Raw genomic sequence first — 19,484 nt, 5'->3', positions numbered from 1 at the left:
TTGCTGGAAACAGAACTGCATTGTCGGTGCTGCGCCGGTTAGCGCGGCGTCAGTGGCTGTGCCGTATCGGTCGGCTGGGCATTCAGAGCGCGGCCGCCAACCCCGGTATACTGGCGCCCTTTCAGGCCCCGGCCCCCAGGAACCCCTGCCATGGCGGCAGGGGCCCAGGCCCCCAGAGTCCCGCGATTTCCATGTCCCAGCTGAACCCCAAAGTCGGCTTCGTCAGCCTTGGCTGCCCGAAGGCCCTCGTCGATTCCGAGCGCATCCTCACCCAGCTCCGCTCGGAAGGCTACGACATCGTCCCGTCCTACGATTCGGCCGACGTGGTGGTGGTCAACACCTGTGGCTTCATCGATTCTGCGGTGACCGAGTCGCTGGACGCGATCGGCGAGGCGATGAACCAGAACGGCAAGGTGATCGTCACCGGTTGCCTGGGCAAGCGCCCGGAGCAGATCCGCGAGGCGTACCCCAACGTGCTGGCGGTGTCCGGCCCGCAGGATTACCAGAGCGTGATGGAAGCGGTGCATGAAGCACTGCCGCCCAAGCACGATCCGTTCGTGGACCTGGTGCCCGACTACGGTATCAAGCTGACCCCGCGGCACTACGCGTACCTGAAGATTTCCGAGGGCTGCAACCACAAATGCAGCTTCTGCATCATTCCGTCGATGCGCGGCAAGCTGGTTTCGCGCCCGGTCGACGAGGTGCTGCGTGAAGCCGAGCGCCTGGTGCGTGGCGGCGTGCGCGAGCTGCTGGTGGTTTCGCAGGACACCTCGGCCTACGGCGTGGACGTGAAGTACGCCGAAAAGATGTGGCGCGACAAGGCCTACCAGACCCGTTTGAAGGCGCTGTGCGAAGGCCTGTCGGAGCTGGATGCGTGGGTGCGCATGCACTACGTCTACCCGTATCCGCACGTGGATGAAGTGGTGCCGCTGATGGCCGAGAACCGCATCCTGCCGTACCTGGATATCCCGTTCCAGCACGCCAGCCCGCGCATCCTGCGCCTGATGAAGCGCCCCGGCGCGGTGGAGAAGACCCTGGAGCGCGTGCAGAACTGGCGCCGTATCGCGCCGGACATCACTGTGCGTTCGACCTTCATCGTCGGCTTCCCGGGCGAGACCGAAGCCGAGTTCGAGGAACTGCTGTCGTTCCTTGACGAAGCGCAGCTGGATCGCGTCGGTGCGTTCGCCTACTCGCCGGTCGAGGGTGCCACCGCCAACGACCTGCCTGACGCCGTGCCGGAAGAGGTGAAGCAGGAACGCCTGGCCCGTTTCATGGAGAAGCAGGCGCAGATTTCCGCCGCGCGCCTGGAGGCCAAGATCGGCACCGTGCAGCAGTGCCTGGTCGACGGCATCGAAGGCGACATCGCCGTGGCCCGCTCCAAGGCCGATGCCCCGGAGATCGACGGCCTGGTGCACATCCAGAATGCCGACCAGGTGCCGCTGCGCGTGGGCGAATTCGTCGACGTGGAGATCACCGAGAGCGACGAGCATGACCTGTACGGTGACGCGCTGGCGGCCGCCCCCCGTCCGGTGTTCGACCTCAAGGTGCTGTGATCGCAGCGACGGCCGCCACCGGCAACGGCGGCGGTTCACGGCGCTTCGTACCGCCGCCACGTGCGGCGGTAGCTGCACGGCGGTTCGAGCACCCGCTGTTTGCCGGGCTTCAGGACTTCCGTGACCTGCTGGACGGCACCGCATGGCCGTCCATCGCGGCGCTCGATGCACGCCTGGCCGTGCCTGGCAAGCGCCTGGTTGAACAGGACGCCGCGCTGCTGGCCGATGGCCTGCACTACGAAGTGCGTATCGCGCAGGGACGCATTGCCACCCGTGCCGGCAACTGGCACGACCTGTTCAATGCGCTGGTGTGGGCCTCACAGCCGCAGCTGAAGCGCGCGCTCAACGTGCGGCAGTGCCTGCATATCGAGGCGATGCCACCCGGCCAGCGCAACCGCGCGCAGGCCGCCTTGACCCAGTTCGACGAAACCGGCGTGATCGTGCGTGTGCGCGATGACTCACTGCTGGCTGCCTGGGACGCACACGACTGGCCCGCGTTGTTTGACCCGGTGAACTGGCAGAGCGGTGACATCGCCATCACTGTGGTATTCGGGCATGCGCTGATGGAACAGGCACTGCTGCCGGGGCGATTGCTGGTCGGCAAGTGCGTGGTGGTGCAGGGTGATGCCGATGCTGCCTGCGTTGACGTGATGACTGCGGCCATTGCCGAGGGCAGGGCAGTGACCGATCCGCTGCAGCTGCGTCCGCTGCCGTTGGCTGGAATCCCAGGCTGGCACGACGTGCAGGATTCCGCCTTCTACCGCAATGCCGACTATTTCCGCCCGCTGCGTGCAGGGCGCACGTACCCGCCACCGTTGTAGAGCCGAGCCCATGCCCGGCTGCGCGGCGCTTCAGCCGAGCATGCGCTCGGCTCTACAACGGCGGCGAGGTCGGGCATGGCTCGACGCTACACAGGCTCGTACTCCACGCCGATCACTGCAAAGGTGAACTGCCCGCCGGGCAGCTCCACCGAGAACTCATCATCCAGCCGCTTCTTCAGCAGCGCACGCGCCAGGGGGGAATCGATGCTGATCCAGCCCAGGCCCGCATCGGTCTCATCCGGGCCGACAATGCGGTAGCGGCTGGTGTCGCCGCTGTCCACGTTCTCCAGTTCCACCCACGCGCCGAAGAACACTGCCAGCGGATCGGTTGGCGTGGTATCGACCACGCGCAGCGATTCCAGCCGCTTGGTCAGGTAGCGCACGCGGCGGTCGATCTCGCCCAGTTGCTTCTTGCGGTAGGTGTACTCGGCGTTCTCGGAACGGTCGCCTTCTGCGGCAGCGGCGGCGAGCGCTTTCACCACCTCCGGACGGCGCACGCGCCATAGCTCATCCAGTTCGGCCTTCAGTCGCGCATGCCCGGAAGCGGTGATCAGGGCGGTGCTTTTTTCTGCGGGGGGACGCCAACGGGACATGCAATACGACTTCTTTTCTGGATGACGAATGGGGAGCGGGGTCGGAGCCCTCCCTTGCGGGAGGGCTCTGACCCCAGCAGGGGTATCTAGCGCTTGCCGCCGAAGATGCCACCGAGGATGCCACGCACGATCTGGTTGCCCAGCTTGGTGCCGACGGTGCGCGTGGTCTGCTTGGCCATGGTCTCGATCATGCCCTGGCGGCGCTTGGTGCCGAAGATCGCGTCCTTGATGGCCTGGCCGAACCCCCCTTCCTGAGCTTCGTCCTGCTCGCGGCTGCGCGCGGCCGGCGCCTGTGCCTGCTCGATGCTCTTCTGCGCGCGCTGGGCCAGCAGTTCGGCGGCCGATTCGCGGTTGATCGCGGTGTCGTAGCGGCTGCCGACCGGGCTGCCGGCGCGTACCTGTGCACGCTCGGCCTCGGTGATCGGTCCCATCCGGCAGCGCGGCGGCGCGATCAACGTCTGCTGCACGGGCATCGGCACGCCCTTGTCCTGCAGCGTGGATACCAGTGCCTCGCCGGTGCCGAGCTGGCTCAGCACCTTGGCCACGTCCAGCTTGGGATTCGGCACGAACGTCTCGGCCGCGGTTTTCACCGCCTTCTGGTCGCGCGGGGTGAACGCACGCAGTGCGTGCTGAACGCGATTGCCCAGCTGGCCGAGAATGTTGCCCGGCACGTCGTCGGGGAACTGCGAGCAGAAGTAAACGCCCACGCCCTTGGAACGGATCAGTCGCACGACCTGCTCGATGCGCTGCACCAGCGACGGCGGTGCATCATCGAACAGCAGGTGCGCCTCGTCGAAGATGAAGACCAGCTTCGGCTTGTCCAGGTCGCCCACTTCCGGGAGCTGCTCGAACAGTTCCGAAAGCAGCCACAGCAGGAAGGTGGAATAGAGCTTGGGCTTGAGCACCAGCTGGTCGGCGGCGAGGATGCCGATCATGCCGCGGCCGTCGTGGTTGACCCGCATGATGTCGGCCAGTTCAAGCGCCGGTTCGCCGAAGAAATTCTCGCCACCGTCCTGCGCCAGGCGCAGCACCGAACGCTGGATCGCCGCGATCGACTGCGCACTGACCAGGCCGTACTCGGTGGAAATGTCCTTGCGCTCCTCGGCAACCAGGCCGAGCAGGGCGCGCAGGTCGTCCATGTCCAGCAGCAGCAGGCCGCGGTCGTCGGCCAGCTTGAATACGATGTCGAGTACTCCGGCCTGGGTGTCGTTCAATTCGAGGATGCGCGCCAGCAGGGTCGGGCCCATCTCGCTGACCGTGGTGCGCACCGGGTGGCCCAGCTTGCCGTACAGGTCCCAGAAGATGGTGGGGCTGGCGGCCGGCGCATAGTCGGCCACGCCGATCTCGGCGGCACGCTCGAGCAGGTTCTCGGCGCCGCTGCCGGGCACGGCCAGGCCGGAGACATCGCCCTTCACATCGGCCAGGAACACCGGCACGCCCCGTCGCGAGAAGCCCTCGGCCAGGGTCATCAGGGTCACGGTCTTGCCGGTACCGGTGGCGCCGGCCACCAGACCGTGGCGGTTGCCGAGTTTCGGCAGCAGGGTGACGGCAATATCGTCGGTAATGCCTTTGCCGAGCAGAATCGGATCCATTGTCCAGCCCTTGTGATGAATAGCCCAATGTTAACCGCCGGCAGTGACGGTCCGAAGGTCGGCTTGCCCGGACCTTGGCGGCGCCGCTACTCTGCCTGCCTGTTTTGCACACAGTGCCATCAATGCCCGTTCCTGTCCTGATTTCCCGCGGTTGGCCGCTGCTGGCCCTGGCCGGCCTGGTTTCCCTGGCGCCCGACGCCCACGCACAGCGGGTTTCGGCCCGGGACAAGGTGAAGGTGGATGCGCTGCAGCAGCGCATGACCGCCGCCGAAAAGCGCTACGGCGATGCCCTGCTGCTGGTCGCCAATGCCGACCCCAAGGGCAGCAACGAGGCCGATGCCGCGCTGGAGGACATGGAAGATGTCCTCAACGACTGTGTGAAGCAGAAGGGCTGCCAGATGGGGACCCTGCTGGCCAGCTACAAGCGGCTGCTCAAGCACGACGCCGATGCCGCCGCCAGCGATGACGTGGCCGACGAGGGCGGTGACCGCCTGGAAGCCGACCCGGATCACATCGGCCCGCTTACCGCCGACGTGCCCGAGGCCGCACGCGCTGCCGCGCTGCTGAACGACAAGCGGCACGCCTTCGACACGATGGTCGAGTACAACCCGGCGGTGCAGGCCGGCATCCGCCGCTGGCTGACCGACATGCGCCCGGCGCTGCTGACCAGCTACGAGAATTACCAGAACCTGCGCGCGGTGATGTGGCCGGAGTGGGAAAAGCGCGGCCTGCCCGAGGCGCTGCTGTTCGGGATCATGGCCAAGGAATCCAATGGCCGTGTGCATGCTTCCTCGCGCGCCGGCGCCGCCGGCCTGATGCAGTTCATGCCAGCCACTGGCCGCCGTTTCGGCCTGGGCCCGGACGGCACCGGCTTCGATACCCGCTTCGACGCGCGCAGCGCCGCCGAGGCCAGCGCCAGCTACCTCAACGAGCGCCTGCGCGAACTGAGCAACAACGTGGAAATGTCGGTGGCCGCCTATAACGGCGGCGAAGGCCGTGCTGCGCGCGTGTTCAAGCAGAGCGGTGGGCAGAGCTTCTGGACCGACAGCGTCTACAACCAGTTCCCGGGCGAGACCAAGGACTACGTGCCGATGGTGATTGCCGCGGCATGGATCTTCCTGCACCCGCAGCAGTACGGCGTGGAGTTCCCGAAGATCAGCGCGCAGCCGGCCACGCTGCGGCTGGCCAAGTCCACCACCATCTATGAACTGACCATCTGCCTGGGCAGCCACGGTACCCGCGATGGCTACATGCGTGCGTTGCGCAACCTCAACCCGCGCTATGAGGCCGATGGCTGGATCCCGGCCGGCACGCTGATCAATGCCACCACCCGCATCGCCGGCCTGTACCAGCGCAACTGCGTCAGTGGCCCGCGTGCCGACCTCGCCCGCACGCTGATCACCGCTGATCTCAACGCGGCGATCAAGCGCCCGGCCGCGTCGAGCTATACCGGCAGCGTGGCGGTGGGCGGCGTGGTGCCGGTGGCCGACGCGGCTGCATCCACCAGCGTGCCGACCGCACCGGTGGCTGCAGTGGCGGCACCGCGCCCGGCGCCGGCCGCCCGGCCGAAGCCGGCGCGCAGCCACAAGGTGGGCCGGGGGGAGACCCTGGGCGCCATCGCCGCCAAGTTCCAGTGCGACCTGCCGACCCTGGCCCGCGCCAACGGCCTGAAGGCGCCGGCCTACAGCCTGCGCCAGGGCCAGACGCTGAAGCTGCAGGGCTGCGACAAGTAATTCCCAAGACCACTGGAATTTGTATGGACCTCGAAGCCACCCGCAACCTGTTCGCCAACCTCCGCGAGAACACCGACTGGGACATCAACGGCCCGTTGCTGTGGGGGTATTTCTTCGTCCACGCCAGTGCCGAGCCGCTGCAGGCGCTGGCCCAGCACCTGCAGGCACAGGGCTACACCTTCGTGGAACTCTTCGAGCAGGAACCGGAAGAGGGCGACGCGCCGTTCCACGTGCTGCACGTGGAGCGCGTGGAAATCCACGACGAAGCCTCGCTGGACCGCCGCAACCAGGAATTCGCGGCGCTGGCCGCGGAGCACGGCGTGGAAGACTACGACGGCATGGACGTCGGACCGGCCCCGGTCCTGCAGTAACGCGCGACCGGTAGTGCCGGCCGCTGGCCGGCATTCCGTTGTGGAAAAAGGGGACGGAGGGGATTAAGTCGTTTATGCATAAACGACTTAATCCCCTCCGTCCCCTTTTTGTCAGCGCAGCTTTGCCAGCGCCTGGCCCAGCTGCACCGGATGCTCGGCATCCAGATGCGGGGCGAATTCGGCCACGCCCGGCGGCAGCAGCACCACCACGGTCGAGCCGTAATTGAAGCGTGCCATCTCGGCAAAACGCTCCAGCTTGATGCCCTTGCCGCGGTAGTCCTTGCGGGTGATGCGATCGCCGTAGGCCGGGATCTCCTCGCCGCTCCACACGGTTTCCACGCCGGACACCAGCAGCGCGCCGACCATCACGCTGACCATCGGGCCGAAGCTGGTGTCGAAGTGGCAGACCAGGCGCTCGTTGCGTGCGAACAGGCGCGGTACGCCGTTGACGGCCGCAGGACCGACACTGAACAGGCGTCCTGGCACGTGCACGGTTTCACGCAGGGTGCCGGTCCACGGCATGTGCACGCGGTGGTAGTCGCGCGGCGACAGGTACACGGTGGCGTACAGGCCATCGTTGTACGGCTTGGCGTCCTCGTCGCTGCCCAGCAGCTCGGCGGCGGTGAACGACTGGCCCTTGGCCTGGAAGATGCGGCCGGCCTCGATCTTCCCCAGCTGGCTGATGCGGCCGTCGGCCGGCATCACCAGGCTGCGCGGATCGGCATCGGCCACGCGCGCGCCCGGCTTCAGCGCGCGGGTGAAGAACTGGTTGAAGGTTGCGTAGCTGCGCGGGTCCGGGTTGGCCGCTTCGTCCAGATTGACGTTGAACTTGCGGGTGACGGTGTCGATCAGCCAGCGCGACACGCGCGGATCGTCCGAGTACGCCAGCGAGCGTGCCATCGAGGACAGCAGGCGATGGGGCAGGGCGTACGTCAGGGCGGTGGTGAGGCTCATGGGGCGGTTTTCTCGGTCAGCTTGTGCAGGTCGCGGGCGATCGCCGGCGCATTGAACGGGGGGCGCACCAGGCCGGCAAGGCGGCCCTGCGGGTCGAGCACGGCCAGGCTGGCCGAATGCTCGACGGTGTAATCCTCGGGGTTTTCGTCGAAATGCTTGCCCGGCACTTTCTGGAACACGAAACCCAGCGAGGTGGCGAAGCGCTCCAGCGAGGGGATATCGGCGGTGGCGGCCAGGGTGTCCTTGTGGAAGCCGTGCACGTACTCGCCAAGGCGGGTGGCGCTGTCGCGGTCCGGGTCGACCGAGATGAACAGCACGCGTGGGCGCAGGCTGTCGGGCAGGGCTTCCCACTGGTTCTGTGCGCCGGCCAGCTCGGCCAGGGTGGTCGGGCAGACGTCCGGGCAGAAGGTGAAACCCAGGAACACCAGGGTCCAGTGGCCCTTCAGTTCGCCCGGGATGAGGCGGGTGCCGTCGGACTGGGCCAGGTTGAAGTCGGGCAGTTCACGCGGCTGCGGGTACAGGGTGATCGCTTCGGTGGCCGGGGCGTTGGCCGGCGGCTTCGGCGCGAACACCTGCTGGGCGGCGAGCAGGCCGAGCCCCGCGGCCAGGGCGATCAGCAGGATGATGCCGGCGTTGCGATTGAACATGGGGGCTCCCGCGCGAAATGGGCTCCATCATACCGGCTGTGGCCCGATCGTTTCCGCCGCAACGGATGCCGCCGCGGGCGCCAGCCCCTATAATCGGGGGCCACTTTGCCCGCAGTACCGCCATGACCGCTGAAACGGCCGCCGAACTCCACACGATCATCGATCTGATCCGCTACGGCACCAGCCGTTTCAACGAAGCCGGGCTGACCTTCGGGCACAGCTACGACAATGCGCTGGACGAGGCCACCCAACTGGTGCTGCACAGCCTGCACCTGCCGCACGACCTCGGCCCGGCCTACGGCCAGGCACGCCTGCTGCAGGCCGAAAAGCTGCGCGTGCTGGAACTGTTCCAGCGTCGCATCGACGAACGCATCCCCGCTGCCTACCTGACCGGTGAGGCCTGGTTCGCCGGCCTGAGCTTCAAGAGTGACACGCGCGCGCTGGTGCCGCGCTCGCCGATCGCCGAACTGATCGAATGTGGTTTCGAACCGTGGCTGGCCGGCCGCGATGTCAGCCGCGCGCTGGATCTTTGCACCGGTTCGGGCTGCATCGCCATCGCCATGGGCCACTACTACCCGAACTGGGAAGTGGACGGCGTCGACCTGAGTGACGACGCACTGTCGCTGGCCGAGGAGAACAAGGAGCGCCTGCAGGCGCACAACGTCACCCTGATCAAGTCGGACCTGTTCAATGGCCTGACCGGCCGCCACTACGACCTGATCGTCACCAACCCGCCGTACGTCACCAACGACGAGACTGATGCCCTGCCGCAGGAATATTCCTACGAGCCGGAAATGGGCCTGCGTGCCGGTGACGATGGCCTGGACCTGGTGCTGAAGATCCTGCGCGACGCCCCGCTGCACCTGAGCGAAGACGGTCTGCTGATCTGTGAAGTGGGTGAGTCCGAACAGCATCTGGTCAAGCTGCTGCCGGAAGTCGATTTTTCCTGGATCGAGTTCAAGGTTGGCCAGATGGGCATCTTTGCGGTCGAATGCCGCGAGCTGATCGCCCACAGCGCACGCATCACCGAACTGGCGGCGCAGCGCCCGTGAGCTCCAATTCGTTCGGCAAGCTGTTCACCGTCACCACGTTCGGCGAGTCGCACGGGCCGGCCATCGGCTGCGTGATCGATGGTTGCCCTCCGGGGCTGGCGCTGGACGCGGCCGAATTCGCCCACGACCTGCAGCGCCGTGCGACCGGCAAGAGCCGGCACACTTCCGCGCGGCGCGAGGCCGACGAGGTCGAGATCCTGTCCGGCGTATACGAGGGCTTGACCACCGGCACCCCGATCGCGCTGCTGATCCGTAACACCGACCAGCGCAGCAAGGATTACGCCAATATCGGCCAGCAGTTCCGCCCGGGCCATGCCGACTACAGTTACTGGCACAAGTACGGCATCCGCGATCCGCGTGGCGGTGGCCGTTCCTCGGCACGCGAGACCACCATGCGCGTGGCCGCTGGCGTGGTCGCCAAGAAGTGGCTGGCCGAGCGTTTCGGCGTCACCGTGCGTGGCTACCTGTCGCAGCTGGGCGACATCACCCCGGCCGGTTTCGACTGGTCGGCGGTGGAAGACAATCCGTTCTTCTGGCCGCACGCCGCACAGGTGCCGGAACTCGAGGCGTACATGGATGCGCTGCGCAAGTCCGGTGATTCGGTCGGTGCGCGCGTGGACGTGGTCGCCGACAACGTGCCGCCGGGCTGGGGTGAGCCGATCTACGGCAAGCTTGATGGCGAACTGGCCGCTGCGCTGATGAGCATCAATGCGGTGAAGGGCGTGGAGATCGGCGACGGATTCGCCAGCGCCGCGCAGAAGGGCACTGAACACCGCGACCTGCTGACCCCGCAGGGCTTCGCCAGCAACCATGCCGGCGGCATCCTCGGTGGCATCTCCACCGGCCAGCCGGTCGTTGCGTCGATCGCCCTGAAGCCGACGTCCAGCCTGCGCCTGCCGGGCCCGTCGCTGGATACGGACGGCAACGTGGTCGAGGTGGTCACCACCGGCCGCCACGATCCCTGCGTCGGCATCCGCGCCACGCCCATCGCCGAAGCGATGGTGGCGCTGGTGCTGATGGATCAGGCGCTGCGTCATCGCGCGCAGTGCGGCGATGTCGGCACGATCACCCCGCGCATTCCCGGGCAGATCGATGGCTGACACGCGGCCGACCGTGTGGGTGAGCCAGCCGCTGATCGAGGCGGCCATCGCGCCGCTGCGCGATCGCGTGCAGCTGCGCAGCACCGACACCGTCACCGCCTGGTCGCCGGACCAGATCGCCGCACAGCTGGCCAGCGCCGACGGCGCGATCATCACCCTCAACGAGCGCATCGGTGCGGCGCAGGTGGCCGATGCCACCCAGCTGCAGGTGATCGCCAATGTCGGCGTCGGCTACAACAACCTGGATGTCGACGCGCTCAGCGCGGCCGGCATCCTGGCCAGCAACACGCCGGACGTGTTGACCGAAACCACCGCCGATCTCGGTTTCGCGCTGCTGATGGCAACCGCGCGCCGGATCACCGAGTCCGAGCGCTGGCTGCGTGAAGGGCAGTGGCAGCAGTGGTCGTTCCAGACCATGCTGGGCGCGGATGTCCATGGCAGCACGCTGGGCATCCTTGGCATGGGCCGCATCGGCCAGGGCATCGCCCGCCGCGGCGCGCACGGTTTCGGCATGAAGGTGCTGTACCACAACCGTTCACGGTTGCCGGCCGACACCGAGGCGTCGCTCCGCGCGACCTATGTGGACCTGGATACACTGCTGGCACAGTCCGACCATCTGGTAACGGTGCTGCCCTACACGCCGGCCTCGCATCACATCATCGACGCAGCTGCGCTGGCGAAGATGAAGCCGACGGCAACCCTGGTGAACATCGCCCGCGGCGGCATCGTCGACGAACTGGCGCTGGCCGACGCACTGGCCAACGGCCACCTGGCGGCCGCTGGCCTGGATGTGTACGAGGGCGAGCCGAAGGTGCGCCCGGAGCTGCTGGCGCTGCGCAACGTGGTGCTCACGCCGCATATCGGCAGCGCCTCGCTGGCCACGCGCACGGCGATGGTACAGCTGGCCGTGGATAATCTGGCTGCCGGGCTCGGCCTGGACGGCGGCCCGTCGCGCATGCCGAGCGCGATCAACGCTGACGCGGCGATGGCCGCGCGCGTGATGCTGGGCAAAAAAACCGGGAAACGATAGGGAACCTCCGCGCGCCCCGCTTGAGGAGGTTCCCCGAACCCAGCTGTCGTGCGTGTTTTCCCCCATTCCCGTTTTCGTGAGAGTTCCCCATGAGCAATGCACAGCGCAGTTTCCACGTCGCCGTCGTCGGTGCCACCGGCGCCGTTGGCGAGACCATGTTGTCGATCCTGGCCGAGCGTGATTTCCCGGTCGGCACCCTGAGCGTCCTCGCCTCCGAGCGTTCGGCCGGTGGCGAGATTGAATTCAACGGCCAGAAGGTCAAGGTCCAGGACCTGGCCACCTTCGATCCGACCGGTGTCGAGATCGCGCTGTTCTCGGCTGGCGGCAGCGTGTCCAAGGAATACGCACCGAAGTTCGCCGCCGCCGGTGCGGTGGTGATCGACAACTCCTCGGCCTTCCGTTACGACGATGACGTGCCGCTGGTGGTGTCCGAGGTCAACCCGGAACAGGTCGCCAACCGTCCGCGTGGCATCATCGCCAACCCTAACTGCTCGACCATGCAGATGCTGGTGGCGCTGGCGCCGCTGCACCGCAAGTACGGTATCGAGCGCATCAATGTGTCCACCTACCAGTCGGTGTCCGGCGGTGGCCGCTCGGCGATGGAGGAACTGGGCAAGCAGACCGGCCAGTTGCTCAGCTTCCAGGAGATCGATCCGCAGCGCTTCCCGGTGCAGATCGCCTTCAACCTGATCCCGCACATCGATGACTTCCAGGACAATGGCTTCACCAAGGAAGAGATGAAGCTGATCTGGGAGACCCGCAAGATCCTCGGCGACGACAGCATCCTGGTGAACCCGACCGCGGTGCGCGTGCCGGTGTTCTACGGCCACTCCGAGTCGGTGGCGATCGAGACCCGCGACAAGGTCACCGTCGCTGAAGCGCGCGCGCTGCTGGAGCAGTCGCCGGGCATCGAAGTGGTGGATCGTCACGAGTCCGGTGGCTATCCGACTCCGGTTACCCATGCTTCGGGGACCGATGCGGTGTACGTCGGCCGCATCCGCGAGGACCTGTCGCACCCGCGTGGCCTGAACCTGTGGATCGTGTCGGACAACGTGCGCAAGGGCGCTGCCCTGAACGCCGTGCAGCTGGCCGAGCTGGTCGCCGCCGAGCAGCGCTGATCACAGCGGTTGCCTCACCGGTAGTGCCGGCCGCTGGCCGGCATTGCCGTGATTGGCATGTGGTGCTACCGGCCAGCGGCCGGCGCTACCGAAGGTCCCCTCGGTGGGTGCGGACCCCGGTCCGCACGCTTTATAGTGTCGCCCATGAATAAACGGGCCAGGGGCGCGAAGCGCCCGCTCCTCTATCTTTCCACCGCGCTGCTGGCCCTGGCCAGCAGTTCGACGCTTGCCCTGGGCTTGGGTGACATCCGTGTCCTGTCCAAGCCGGGCCAGCCCCTGCTGGCCGAAATCCCGGTAGTCTCGGCCGATCCATCCGAACTGGAGAACCTGCGCGTCGCGCTGGCCTCTGCGGTCACCTTCGAACGCGTCGGCCTGCAGCGGCCGGCCGGGCTGGTCAGCGAGCTGCAGTTCGAACTGACCCGCAATGCGCAGGGCAGGGCGGTGGTGCGGGTGACCTCGCAGACGCCGGTCGAAACCCCGTCGCTGAGCTTCCTGATCGAGGCCGACTGGGGCCAGGGCCGCTTGGTGCGCGAATACTCGGCACTGGTTGATGCGCCCTCCAGCGCACTGGCGGTGGCCGAACCGGAAATCGTCGCGCCGGCCGGTACCCTCTCCAACACCATCGTCCGTGACGTTGCACCGGCACCGGCCGCTGCGGAGAGCGCAAGCGCACCTGCGCCGTCCACTGCGGCAGCGCCGGCACCTGCATCGGCTCGCCCGCGTGCAGGGGCTGCACCCGCTGCCGCGCAGGCAGCCGATGGCAGCGTCATCGTCCAGCGTGGGCAGACCCTGTCGCAGATCGCCAGCGCGGTGGCCCGCGGCAACCAGGTCAGCCGCGACCGCGCGATGATCGCCCTGCTGCGGGCCAACCCGGAGGCCTTCATCCGCGGCAACGTCAACTTGCTCAAGCAAGGCGCCGTACTGCGCATGCCCGGCAGCGATGCACTGGCGGCGGTCGATGCCGCCGAGGCCGCAGCGCTGGTGCGCGAGCACGCCGCGCAGTGGCGGCAGGCGCGCACCGTGCCGCAACCGGCGGGTACCGTCGCCCCGGTGGCCGCGGCGGCAACCACGAACGCTTCTTCCCCGGCCGCGGCCAATGGGGCACGACTTGAAATCGCTCCGGCGCTGGCTTCCGACGCCGCGCGCGCGGGCACAACCACCGGCACTGGAGCCGGCAGCGAGGGTGACATGCTGGGCAACGAACAACTGCGCCAGGCACGCGAGGACATCGCGACCCGCGATGCCGAGATTGGCGAGCTGAAGCAGCGCGTCGCCGACCTGGAAAAACTCAAGGAACAGCAGCAGTCGCTGATCGCGATGAAGGACAACGACCTGGCCGCCGCGCAGCAGCGACTGGCGCAGGCACCGGATACCCGCGATGCGGCAACGCCGTGGTACTGGCTGGGGCTGCCGGTGCTGCTGCTGGCGGCCGGTGCAGCCTGGCTGCTGCGTCGTCGCAAGCCATCGCCGCTGCCGCCGCTGCGCGACGAAGACGATGCCGCCGGCCTGACCGCTGCGGTACCGGCGGGCGCGGCGCTGGATACGCTGGCCGAGCAGTCTTCATGGTCGTCTGTGGTGCCCGAAGCGGGCCGCCAGGAGCCGGCGATGCCGGCTTGGGCGAGCGAAACCGGGGGGCAGGATGACGTGGCTGCCGAACCGGTCGCCGACGTCGCCGCCCAGGCTGACTGGCAGGCGCAGACGCTGCGCGATGACGAAGTGATGGAGCTGCCCGAGGCAGTGACCGACCTGCCGCGCTGGGACGAGCCGGTGGTCACGCAGGAGGATTCCGCGCCGGCCGCCGCCGCGCAGGATGAGCCGCTCGCGCAGGCGGCCCCTGGCGAGGTGGCAGTGCCGGACTACGCGCTGCACGCCGAACAGCAGCCGCAGTTCCGCGGCGTGTTCGACCTGCCGGCCGAGCACCATGACGGCGAGGCTTCGGGCGCAGCGCCGCATGACGCGCTGGCCACGGCGGCGCATGAAGACGGTACTGCGCCGCCGGCCAGCGATGCCGGCTGGGCGCCGCGCGCCGGGCAGGAACGCCTTGAGCTGGCCATCGCCTACCTCGACCTGGGCGATGCCCAGACCGCGCGTACGTTGCTGCAGGAAGTGGCCGAGGGCGGCGACCTGCACTGCCAGGCCCAGGCCCGCGAACTGCTGGCCCGCCTGCCGTGATCGAACCCGCCGACAAGGACCCCGTCATGAGCCGCGAGCGCCGCATCGACTACGTTGAATTCGCTTCCACGGATCCTGCAGCCAGCCGCGCCTTCTTCGAGAAGGCGTTCGGCTGGTCGTTCGTAGACTATGGCAGCGACTACACCGCGTTCGACGACGGCCGCCTGCAGGGCGGCTTCTTCCGCGGCCAGCCGCTGCGTGCCAGCGATGCCGGTGCCCCGCTGCTGGTGCTGTACGCTGACCAGCTGGCACCGATCGAAGCGGCGGTGCTTGACGCTGGCGGTGAGATCGTGCGGCCGGTGTTTTCCTTCCCCGGCGGCAGCCGTTTCCAGTTCGTCGAGCCTGGTGGCAACGAACTGGCGGTGTGGTCCGAACGCGATCCGGCCTGAGCGCCGCCCCTCCCGCAACATCTGAGGTAGCACATGCGTTACGCGCTTGGCGTCGAGTACGACGGCAGCGATTTCAGGGGCTGGCAGAACCTGGGCGAGGGTGGCCCGAGCGTGCAGGCCAGCCTTGAGCAGGCCCTGTCGTCGGTGGCCGATGCGCCGCTGCAGGTGGTCTGTGCCGGCCGCACCGATGCCGGCGTGCACGGCCAGTGCCAGGTCGTGCATTTCGATACCGACGTGGTGCGCGATCCGCGCGCGTGGATGCTGGGCACTACCACCCGCCTGCCGCGCTCGATCGCAGTGCGCTGGTGCGTGCCGGTGGCCGAGGATTTCCACGCGCGTTTCTCCGCGCGCGCACGCCGCTACCGCTACCGCCTGCTCAACCGCGAAGTGCGGCCCGCGCTGGACCGGCAGACCTTGAGCTGGGAGCGCCGCGCGCTGGACGAGACCCTGATGCACGCCGCCGGCCAGGCCCTGCTCGGTGAGAACGACTTCAGCGCGTTCCGTTCGGTGCAGTGCCAGGCGCTGCACGCCCGGCGTGAGCTGCAGTCACTGCAGGTCAGCCGCCAGGGCGAGGTGATCGAGGTCGCCGTGCAGGGCAATGCATTCCTTCATCACATGGTCCGCAATATCGTCGGATCGCTGATCCTGGTGGGCAGTGGCGAGAAGCCGGTGGAATGGATCGCCGAACTGCTGGCCGGGCGCGATCGCACCGTAGCCGGTCCCACCGCACCGCCGCAGGGCCTGGTGTTCCTTGGGCCCCTGTACCCCGACAACTGGCACCTGCCCGCCGAGGTCACGCTATGAGCCGTTCCTACTACCGCACACGCATCAAGTTCTGTGGCATGACCCGGGCCGGCGACGTCCGCCTGGCCGGTGAGCTGGGCGTGGACGCGGTGGGTTTCATCTTCGCCCGTGAAAGCAGCCGCCGGGTCGCTCCGGCCGAGGCACGCGCGATGCGCCAGGCGATCGCGCCCATGGTCGACGTGGTGGCGCTGTTCCGCAACAACAGCAAGGAAGAAGTGCGCGAGGTGCTGCGCACGGTACGACCGACCCTGCTGCAGTTCCACGGCGAGGAAGACGAGAGCTTCTGCCGCAGCTTCAACATGCCGTACCTGAAGGCGATCGCCATGGGCGGCCGTGAAGAGATCAACGCCCGCACCCTGCAGCTGCGCTATCCCAGCGCCGCCGGCTTCCTGTTCGACAGCCACGCGCCGGGCGGCGGTGGCGGCACCGGCGTGGCTTTTGACTGGGGCCGGATCCCGACCGGCCTGCATCGCCCGTTCCTGCTGGCCGGTGGCCTGAACCCGGAAAACGTCTACGACGCGGTGCTGGGTACCCTGCCGTGGGGCGTGGATGTCTCCAGTGGCATCGAACTGGAGCCGGGCATCAAGGACGGCGACAGGATGCGCACCTTCGTCGAGGAAGTGCGCCGAGCCGATTGCACGGTTCTCGAGTGATTGGCGTCATTATTTGCCGTGATTTGGACCTGGATTTGAGCCTGCACGCATTCTTCACATAGGATGGTCCCAAGCGCGCCTGCCATGAGGGCTGGCGCGGGGATCGACGGGACGCACTCGGCGCGCCCCGAACGGGCGGCCGCAGCCCACAGCCCAGGAGGGCAAGCGATGCAGGAGTTCCTCACCGTCGTGTTCGGTTTTCCGACCCTGCCGTACAGCATCGTGCTGGCGGTGGCGGCGCTGTATTGGGCACTGGCGGCCTTCGGTCTGGTCGACGACGGGTTTGGCGATGCCGGCGCCGATGGGGCGCTGCATGGCGACCCACAAGATCTGCAGGGACTGTCCGCACTGCTGGCGCGTTGGGGCCTCGGTGGGGTTCCCCTCATGCTTGTGGTGACGCTGCTGGGTTTCTTCGCCTGGATCGTCACCTATTTCGTCCATCTGTTCGTGCTGTTGCCGCTGCCGGACCTGCTGCGCTGGGCGATCGGTGCGGTCGTGGCCCTTCTGGCGCCGTTGCCGGCGGTTCCGTTCACCGCGCTGCTGCTGCGCCCCGTCCGCAGGTTCCTGCTGCGCCTGCGCCCGGTGGCGCAGGCCTCGCTGCTGGGGCGTACCGGCGTGGTTGCCTCGCCGAAGGTGGATGCCCGCGGCGGTCACGCCACCTTCGACGATGGCGGCGCCGGACTGGTGCTGCAGGTGCGCAGCGAGATCGAACTGCAGCGTGGCGAGCGCATCGTGCTGGTCGAACACGTGGCTGATCAACACCATTACCGGGTGGTCCGCGCCGACGCGGTCGCCCTCGACTTCCAGGACAACCTGCTTCCGGGCAACAAGGAGAATCACTGATGACGTTGGCAACCATGGCCCCCTTCCTGATCGGCGTAGCCGTGCTGCTGGTCGCACTGCTCGGCCTGGCCGGCCTGTTCAAGGCCTTCTACCGCAAGGTCGACCAGGGCGTGGCCCTGATCGTCAACGACATGAGCTCCACGCCCAAGGTGCACTTCACCGGTGCGCTGATCATCCCGGTGCTGTACCGCGCCGAGCTGATGCGGATCAGCCTGATCACGCTGCAGATCGACCGCCGCGGCAAGGAAGGCCTGATCTGCCGCGACAACATGCGTGCCGATATCGCCGTGGCTTTCTACCTGCGGGTCAACGAGACCCAGGCCGACGTCCTGCGCGTGGCCAAGGCCATCGGTGCCGACCGTGCATCGGACAAGCATGCCGTCGACGAGCTGTTCAACGCCAAGTTCTCCGAAGCGCTGAAGACGGTCGGCAAGAAGTTCGACTTCACCGAACTGTTCGAGAAGCGCCAGGAGTTCCGCGACGAGATCATCGCGGTGATCGGCAATGATCTGAACGGCTACGTCCTTGAGGACGTGGCGATCGACTACCTGGAGCAGACCCCGAAGTCGCTGCTGGACCAGTTCAACATTCTCGATGCGCAGGGCATCCGCAAGATCACCGAATTGACGGCCGCGCAGAACGTGGTGACCAACGAGCTGGAGCAGAACGAGAAGCTCGCCATCACCAAGAAGAACGTGGAAGCGCGCGAAGCGCTGCTGGCCCTGGAACGCCAGCAGGCCGAAGCCGAAGCACGGCAGAAGCGTGAGATCGAGACCATCCGCGCACGCGAGGAGGCCGAAACCGCCAAGGTGCAGGAGGAGCAGCGCCAGTTGTCCGAGAACGCCCGCATCGAAGCGCAGCAGCTGATCGAGATCCGCGACCAGAACCGCCTGCGCGAAGTGGAAGTGGCCGAGCAGAACCGCCAGCGTGCCGTGGCCATCGAGGCCGAGCGCGTGGAGCGCGCACGCCAGCTGGAGCAGGTCACCACCGATCGTGAAGTGCAGCTGCAGGGCGTGGAGCGTGACAAGGTGGTCGAGCAGGGCAAGATGGACGTGGCCAACATCACCCGTGAACGCATCTCCATCGACAAGACCGTGGCGCAGGAAGAGGAGCGCATCAAGGAAGTGCGCGAAGTCTCCGAGGCCGACCGCCAGAAGCAGGTGCTGATCCTGGAAGCCGAGGCCAAGGCGCAGGAAGCGCTGGTGCGCGAAGTCAAGGAAGCGCAGGCGCGCGAGACCGCTTCAAAGCATCGCGCGGTGGAACTGACCACGCTGGCCCAGGCCGAGCATGAAGCGGCCGGCAAGCAGGCCGAAGCCAAGCGCCTGTTGGCCGATGCCCTGCGTGCCGAACAGGCAGCGCCGGGCCTGGCCGAAGCGCAGGTGCGTGAAGCTTCGGCGCTGGCCATCGAGAAGGTCGGCATTGCCGAAGCGCGCGTGATCGAAGCCAAGGCCGAAGCCAGCCTGAAGCAGGGCAGCAACGAAGCCCGCGTTCTGGCCGAGACCCTGCAGGCGCAGGCGCAGGGTGAGGAAAAGATGGGCCTGGCCCGTGCCACCGCCACCGAGTCGCTGGGCAATGCCGAAGCCGGCGTGGTGCAGAAGAAGCTGCTGGCCGAGGCCGAGGGCCTGGTGCGCAAGTTCGAAGCCATCGCCTCGCTGAGTGACCAGGCACGTGGCCATGAAGAGTTCCGCATGATGCTGGACAACAGCCTGAAGCAGGCGCTGGCCTCGATCGAAGCCGGCAAGGAAGTCTCGCGCGAGAACGCCAATGTCATCGCCAGCGCGCTGCGCAACGCCGATATCGACCTGGTCGGCGGCGACGGCGGCATGTTCGAGAACCTGGTCAAGGCGGTGTCGCTGGGCAAGTCGATCGAAGGCTTCGCCGGCAAGAGCCCGATCGTGCAGGAGCTGATGCAGCGCTACCTGGGCGTGGCCGTGGCCGAACCGGCGCCGCGCCAGATCGCCGAGGATGCCGAAGCGGTACCGACCGTGTCGGCTACCGTGGTCGACAGCGCCCGTTGATGCATCGGGCGATGGCCGCCGCCATCGCCCGCCCGCGCCGG

Annotated in this window: 18 protein-coding genes; 14 read left to right on the top strand and 4 right to left on the bottom strand. The window is 67.4% G+C overall.

All coding sequences use genetic code 11. The features are described 5' to 3' along the window. The first annotated feature begins 191 nt into the window (after positions 1-191). Together rimO and AC5P8U_RS01830 are read left to right on the top strand one after the other, a co-directional pair. Positions 192-1,553: a 30S ribosomal protein S12 methylthiotransferase RimO gene (rimO, locus tag AC5P8U_RS01835; protein WP_111201698.1), complete on the top strand. Its 1,362-nt coding sequence runs from the start codon at positions 192-194 to the stop codon at positions 1,551-1,553. Continuing rightward, on the top strand, positions 1,550-2,374 hold the full coding sequence (locus AC5P8U_RS01830) for a DUF3025 domain-containing protein (protein ID WP_111201697.1): 825 nt from the start codon (positions 1,550-1,552) through the stop codon (positions 2,372-2,374). Before rimO ends, AC5P8U_RS01830 begins: the two co-directional genes overlap by 4 nt. A gap of 86 nt (positions 2,375-2,460) precedes the next feature. Here AC5P8U_RS01830 and greB read toward each other — a convergent pair whose 3' ends face one another. Together greB and AC5P8U_RS01820 are read right to left on the bottom strand one after the other, a co-directional pair. Then, on the bottom strand, positions 2,461-2,967 hold the full coding sequence (gene greB / locus AC5P8U_RS01825; protein WP_005418006.1) for a transcription elongation factor GreB: 507 nt from the start codon (positions 2,965-2,967) through the stop codon (positions 2,461-2,463). A gap of 86 nt (positions 2,968-3,053) precedes the next feature. Then, positions 3,054-4,559, bottom strand: a complete 1,506-nt coding sequence (locus AC5P8U_RS01820; RefSeq protein ID WP_447897353.1) for a helicase HerA-like domain-containing protein — start codon at positions 4,557-4,559, stop codon at positions 3,054-3,056. A gap of 122 nt (positions 4,560-4,681) precedes the next feature. Between AC5P8U_RS01820 and AC5P8U_RS01815 the strand changes: the two genes are divergently transcribed. Next, positions 4,682-6,292, top strand: coding sequence for a transglycosylase SLT domain-containing protein (locus AC5P8U_RS01815; protein ID WP_447897352.1), 1,611 nt, complete (start codon positions 4,682-4,684; stop codon positions 6,290-6,292). A gap of 23 nt (positions 6,293-6,315) precedes the next feature. Then, positions 6,316-6,663 carry a ribonuclease E inhibitor RraB gene (locus tag AC5P8U_RS01810; protein WP_049414732.1) on the top strand — a complete coding sequence of 116 codons (348 nt, stop codon included), beginning with the start codon at positions 6,316-6,318 and terminating at the stop codon, positions 6,661-6,663. Positions 6,664-6,774: 111 nt separating this feature from the next. Here AC5P8U_RS01810 and asd read toward each other — a convergent pair whose 3' ends face one another. Together asd and AC5P8U_RS01800 are read right to left on the bottom strand one after the other, a co-directional pair. Then, positions 6,775-7,617 (bottom strand): archaetidylserine decarboxylase, encoded by an 843-nt coding sequence (gene asd, locus AC5P8U_RS01805; RefSeq protein WP_069139587.1) that lies wholly within the window; start codon positions 7,615-7,617, stop codon positions 6,775-6,777. After that, on the bottom strand, positions 7,614-8,264 hold the full coding sequence (locus AC5P8U_RS01800) for an SCO family protein (protein ID WP_072168509.1): 651 nt from the start codon (positions 8,262-8,264) through the stop codon (positions 7,614-7,616). Before AC5P8U_RS01800 ends, asd begins: the two co-directional genes overlap by 4 nt. Positions 8,265-8,386: 122 nt before the next feature. Between AC5P8U_RS01800 and prmB the strand changes: the two genes are divergently transcribed. The 10 genes from prmB (at position 8,387) to AC5P8U_RS01750 (ending at position 19,443) form a co-directional block, all read left to right on the top strand. Next, the gene (gene prmB, locus AC5P8U_RS01795; RefSeq protein WP_069139585.1) at positions 8,387-9,316 is read left to right on the top strand and encodes a 50S ribosomal protein L3 N(5)-glutamine methyltransferase; all 930 of its coding nucleotides are present in this window, start codon (positions 8,387-8,389) and stop codon (positions 9,314-9,316) included. Then, positions 9,313-10,416 carry a chorismate synthase gene (aroC, locus tag AC5P8U_RS01790; protein WP_061480026.1) on the top strand — a complete coding sequence of 368 codons (1,104 nt, stop codon included), beginning with the start codon at positions 9,313-9,315 and terminating at the stop codon, positions 10,414-10,416. The genes prmB and aroC overlap by 4 nt, the downstream gene beginning before the upstream one ends. Continuing rightward, positions 10,409-11,446: a 2-hydroxyacid dehydrogenase gene (locus AC5P8U_RS01785; protein WP_072168507.1), complete on the top strand. Its 1,038-nt coding sequence runs from the start codon at positions 10,409-10,411 to the stop codon at positions 11,444-11,446. The genes aroC and AC5P8U_RS01785 overlap by 8 nt, the downstream gene beginning before the upstream one ends. Before the next feature lie 89 nt (positions 11,447-11,535). Beyond that, the gene (locus AC5P8U_RS01780; RefSeq protein ID WP_072168506.1) at positions 11,536-12,564 is read left to right on the top strand and encodes an aspartate-semialdehyde dehydrogenase; all 1,029 of its coding nucleotides are present in this window, start codon (positions 11,536-11,538) and stop codon (positions 12,562-12,564) included. A gap of 144 nt (positions 12,565-12,708) precedes the next feature. Next, positions 12,709-14,736: a FimV/HubP family polar landmark protein gene (locus tag AC5P8U_RS01775; protein ID WP_188240773.1), complete on the top strand. Its 2,028-nt coding sequence runs from the start codon at positions 12,709-12,711 to the stop codon at positions 14,734-14,736. Between the two features lie 26 nt (positions 14,737-14,762). Next, positions 14,763-15,125, top strand: a complete 363-nt coding sequence (locus AC5P8U_RS01770; protein ID WP_049414720.1) for a VOC family protein — start codon at positions 14,763-14,765, stop codon at positions 15,123-15,125. A 33-nt stretch (positions 15,126-15,158) separates the two neighbouring features. After that, complete coding sequence (truA, locus tag AC5P8U_RS01765; RefSeq protein ID WP_088497829.1) at positions 15,159-15,929, top strand: tRNA pseudouridine(38-40) synthase TruA; 771 nt, start codon at positions 15,159-15,161, stop codon at positions 15,927-15,929. Next, positions 15,926-16,582, top strand: a complete 657-nt coding sequence (locus AC5P8U_RS01760) for a phosphoribosylanthranilate isomerase (protein WP_072168503.1) — start codon at positions 15,926-15,928, stop codon at positions 16,580-16,582. Before truA ends, AC5P8U_RS01760 begins: the two co-directional genes overlap by 4 nt. A 168-nt stretch (positions 16,583-16,750) precedes the next feature. After that, complete coding sequence (locus AC5P8U_RS01755) at positions 16,751-17,425, top strand: DUF1449 family protein (RefSeq protein WP_072168502.1); 675 nt, start codon at positions 16,751-16,753, stop codon at positions 17,423-17,425. Continuing rightward, positions 17,425-19,443, top strand: a complete 2,019-nt coding sequence (locus AC5P8U_RS01750) for a hypothetical protein (protein WP_005417967.1) — start codon at positions 17,425-17,427, stop codon at positions 19,441-19,443. The genes AC5P8U_RS01755 and AC5P8U_RS01750 overlap by 1 nt, the downstream gene beginning before the upstream one ends. Positions 19,444-19,484 lie beyond the last annotated feature (41 nt).

It is taken from the genome of Stenotrophomonas sp. YJH_SMC_81, from assembly GCF_059370875.1.
This window is presented reverse-complemented; position numbering and strand designations above follow the sequence as displayed.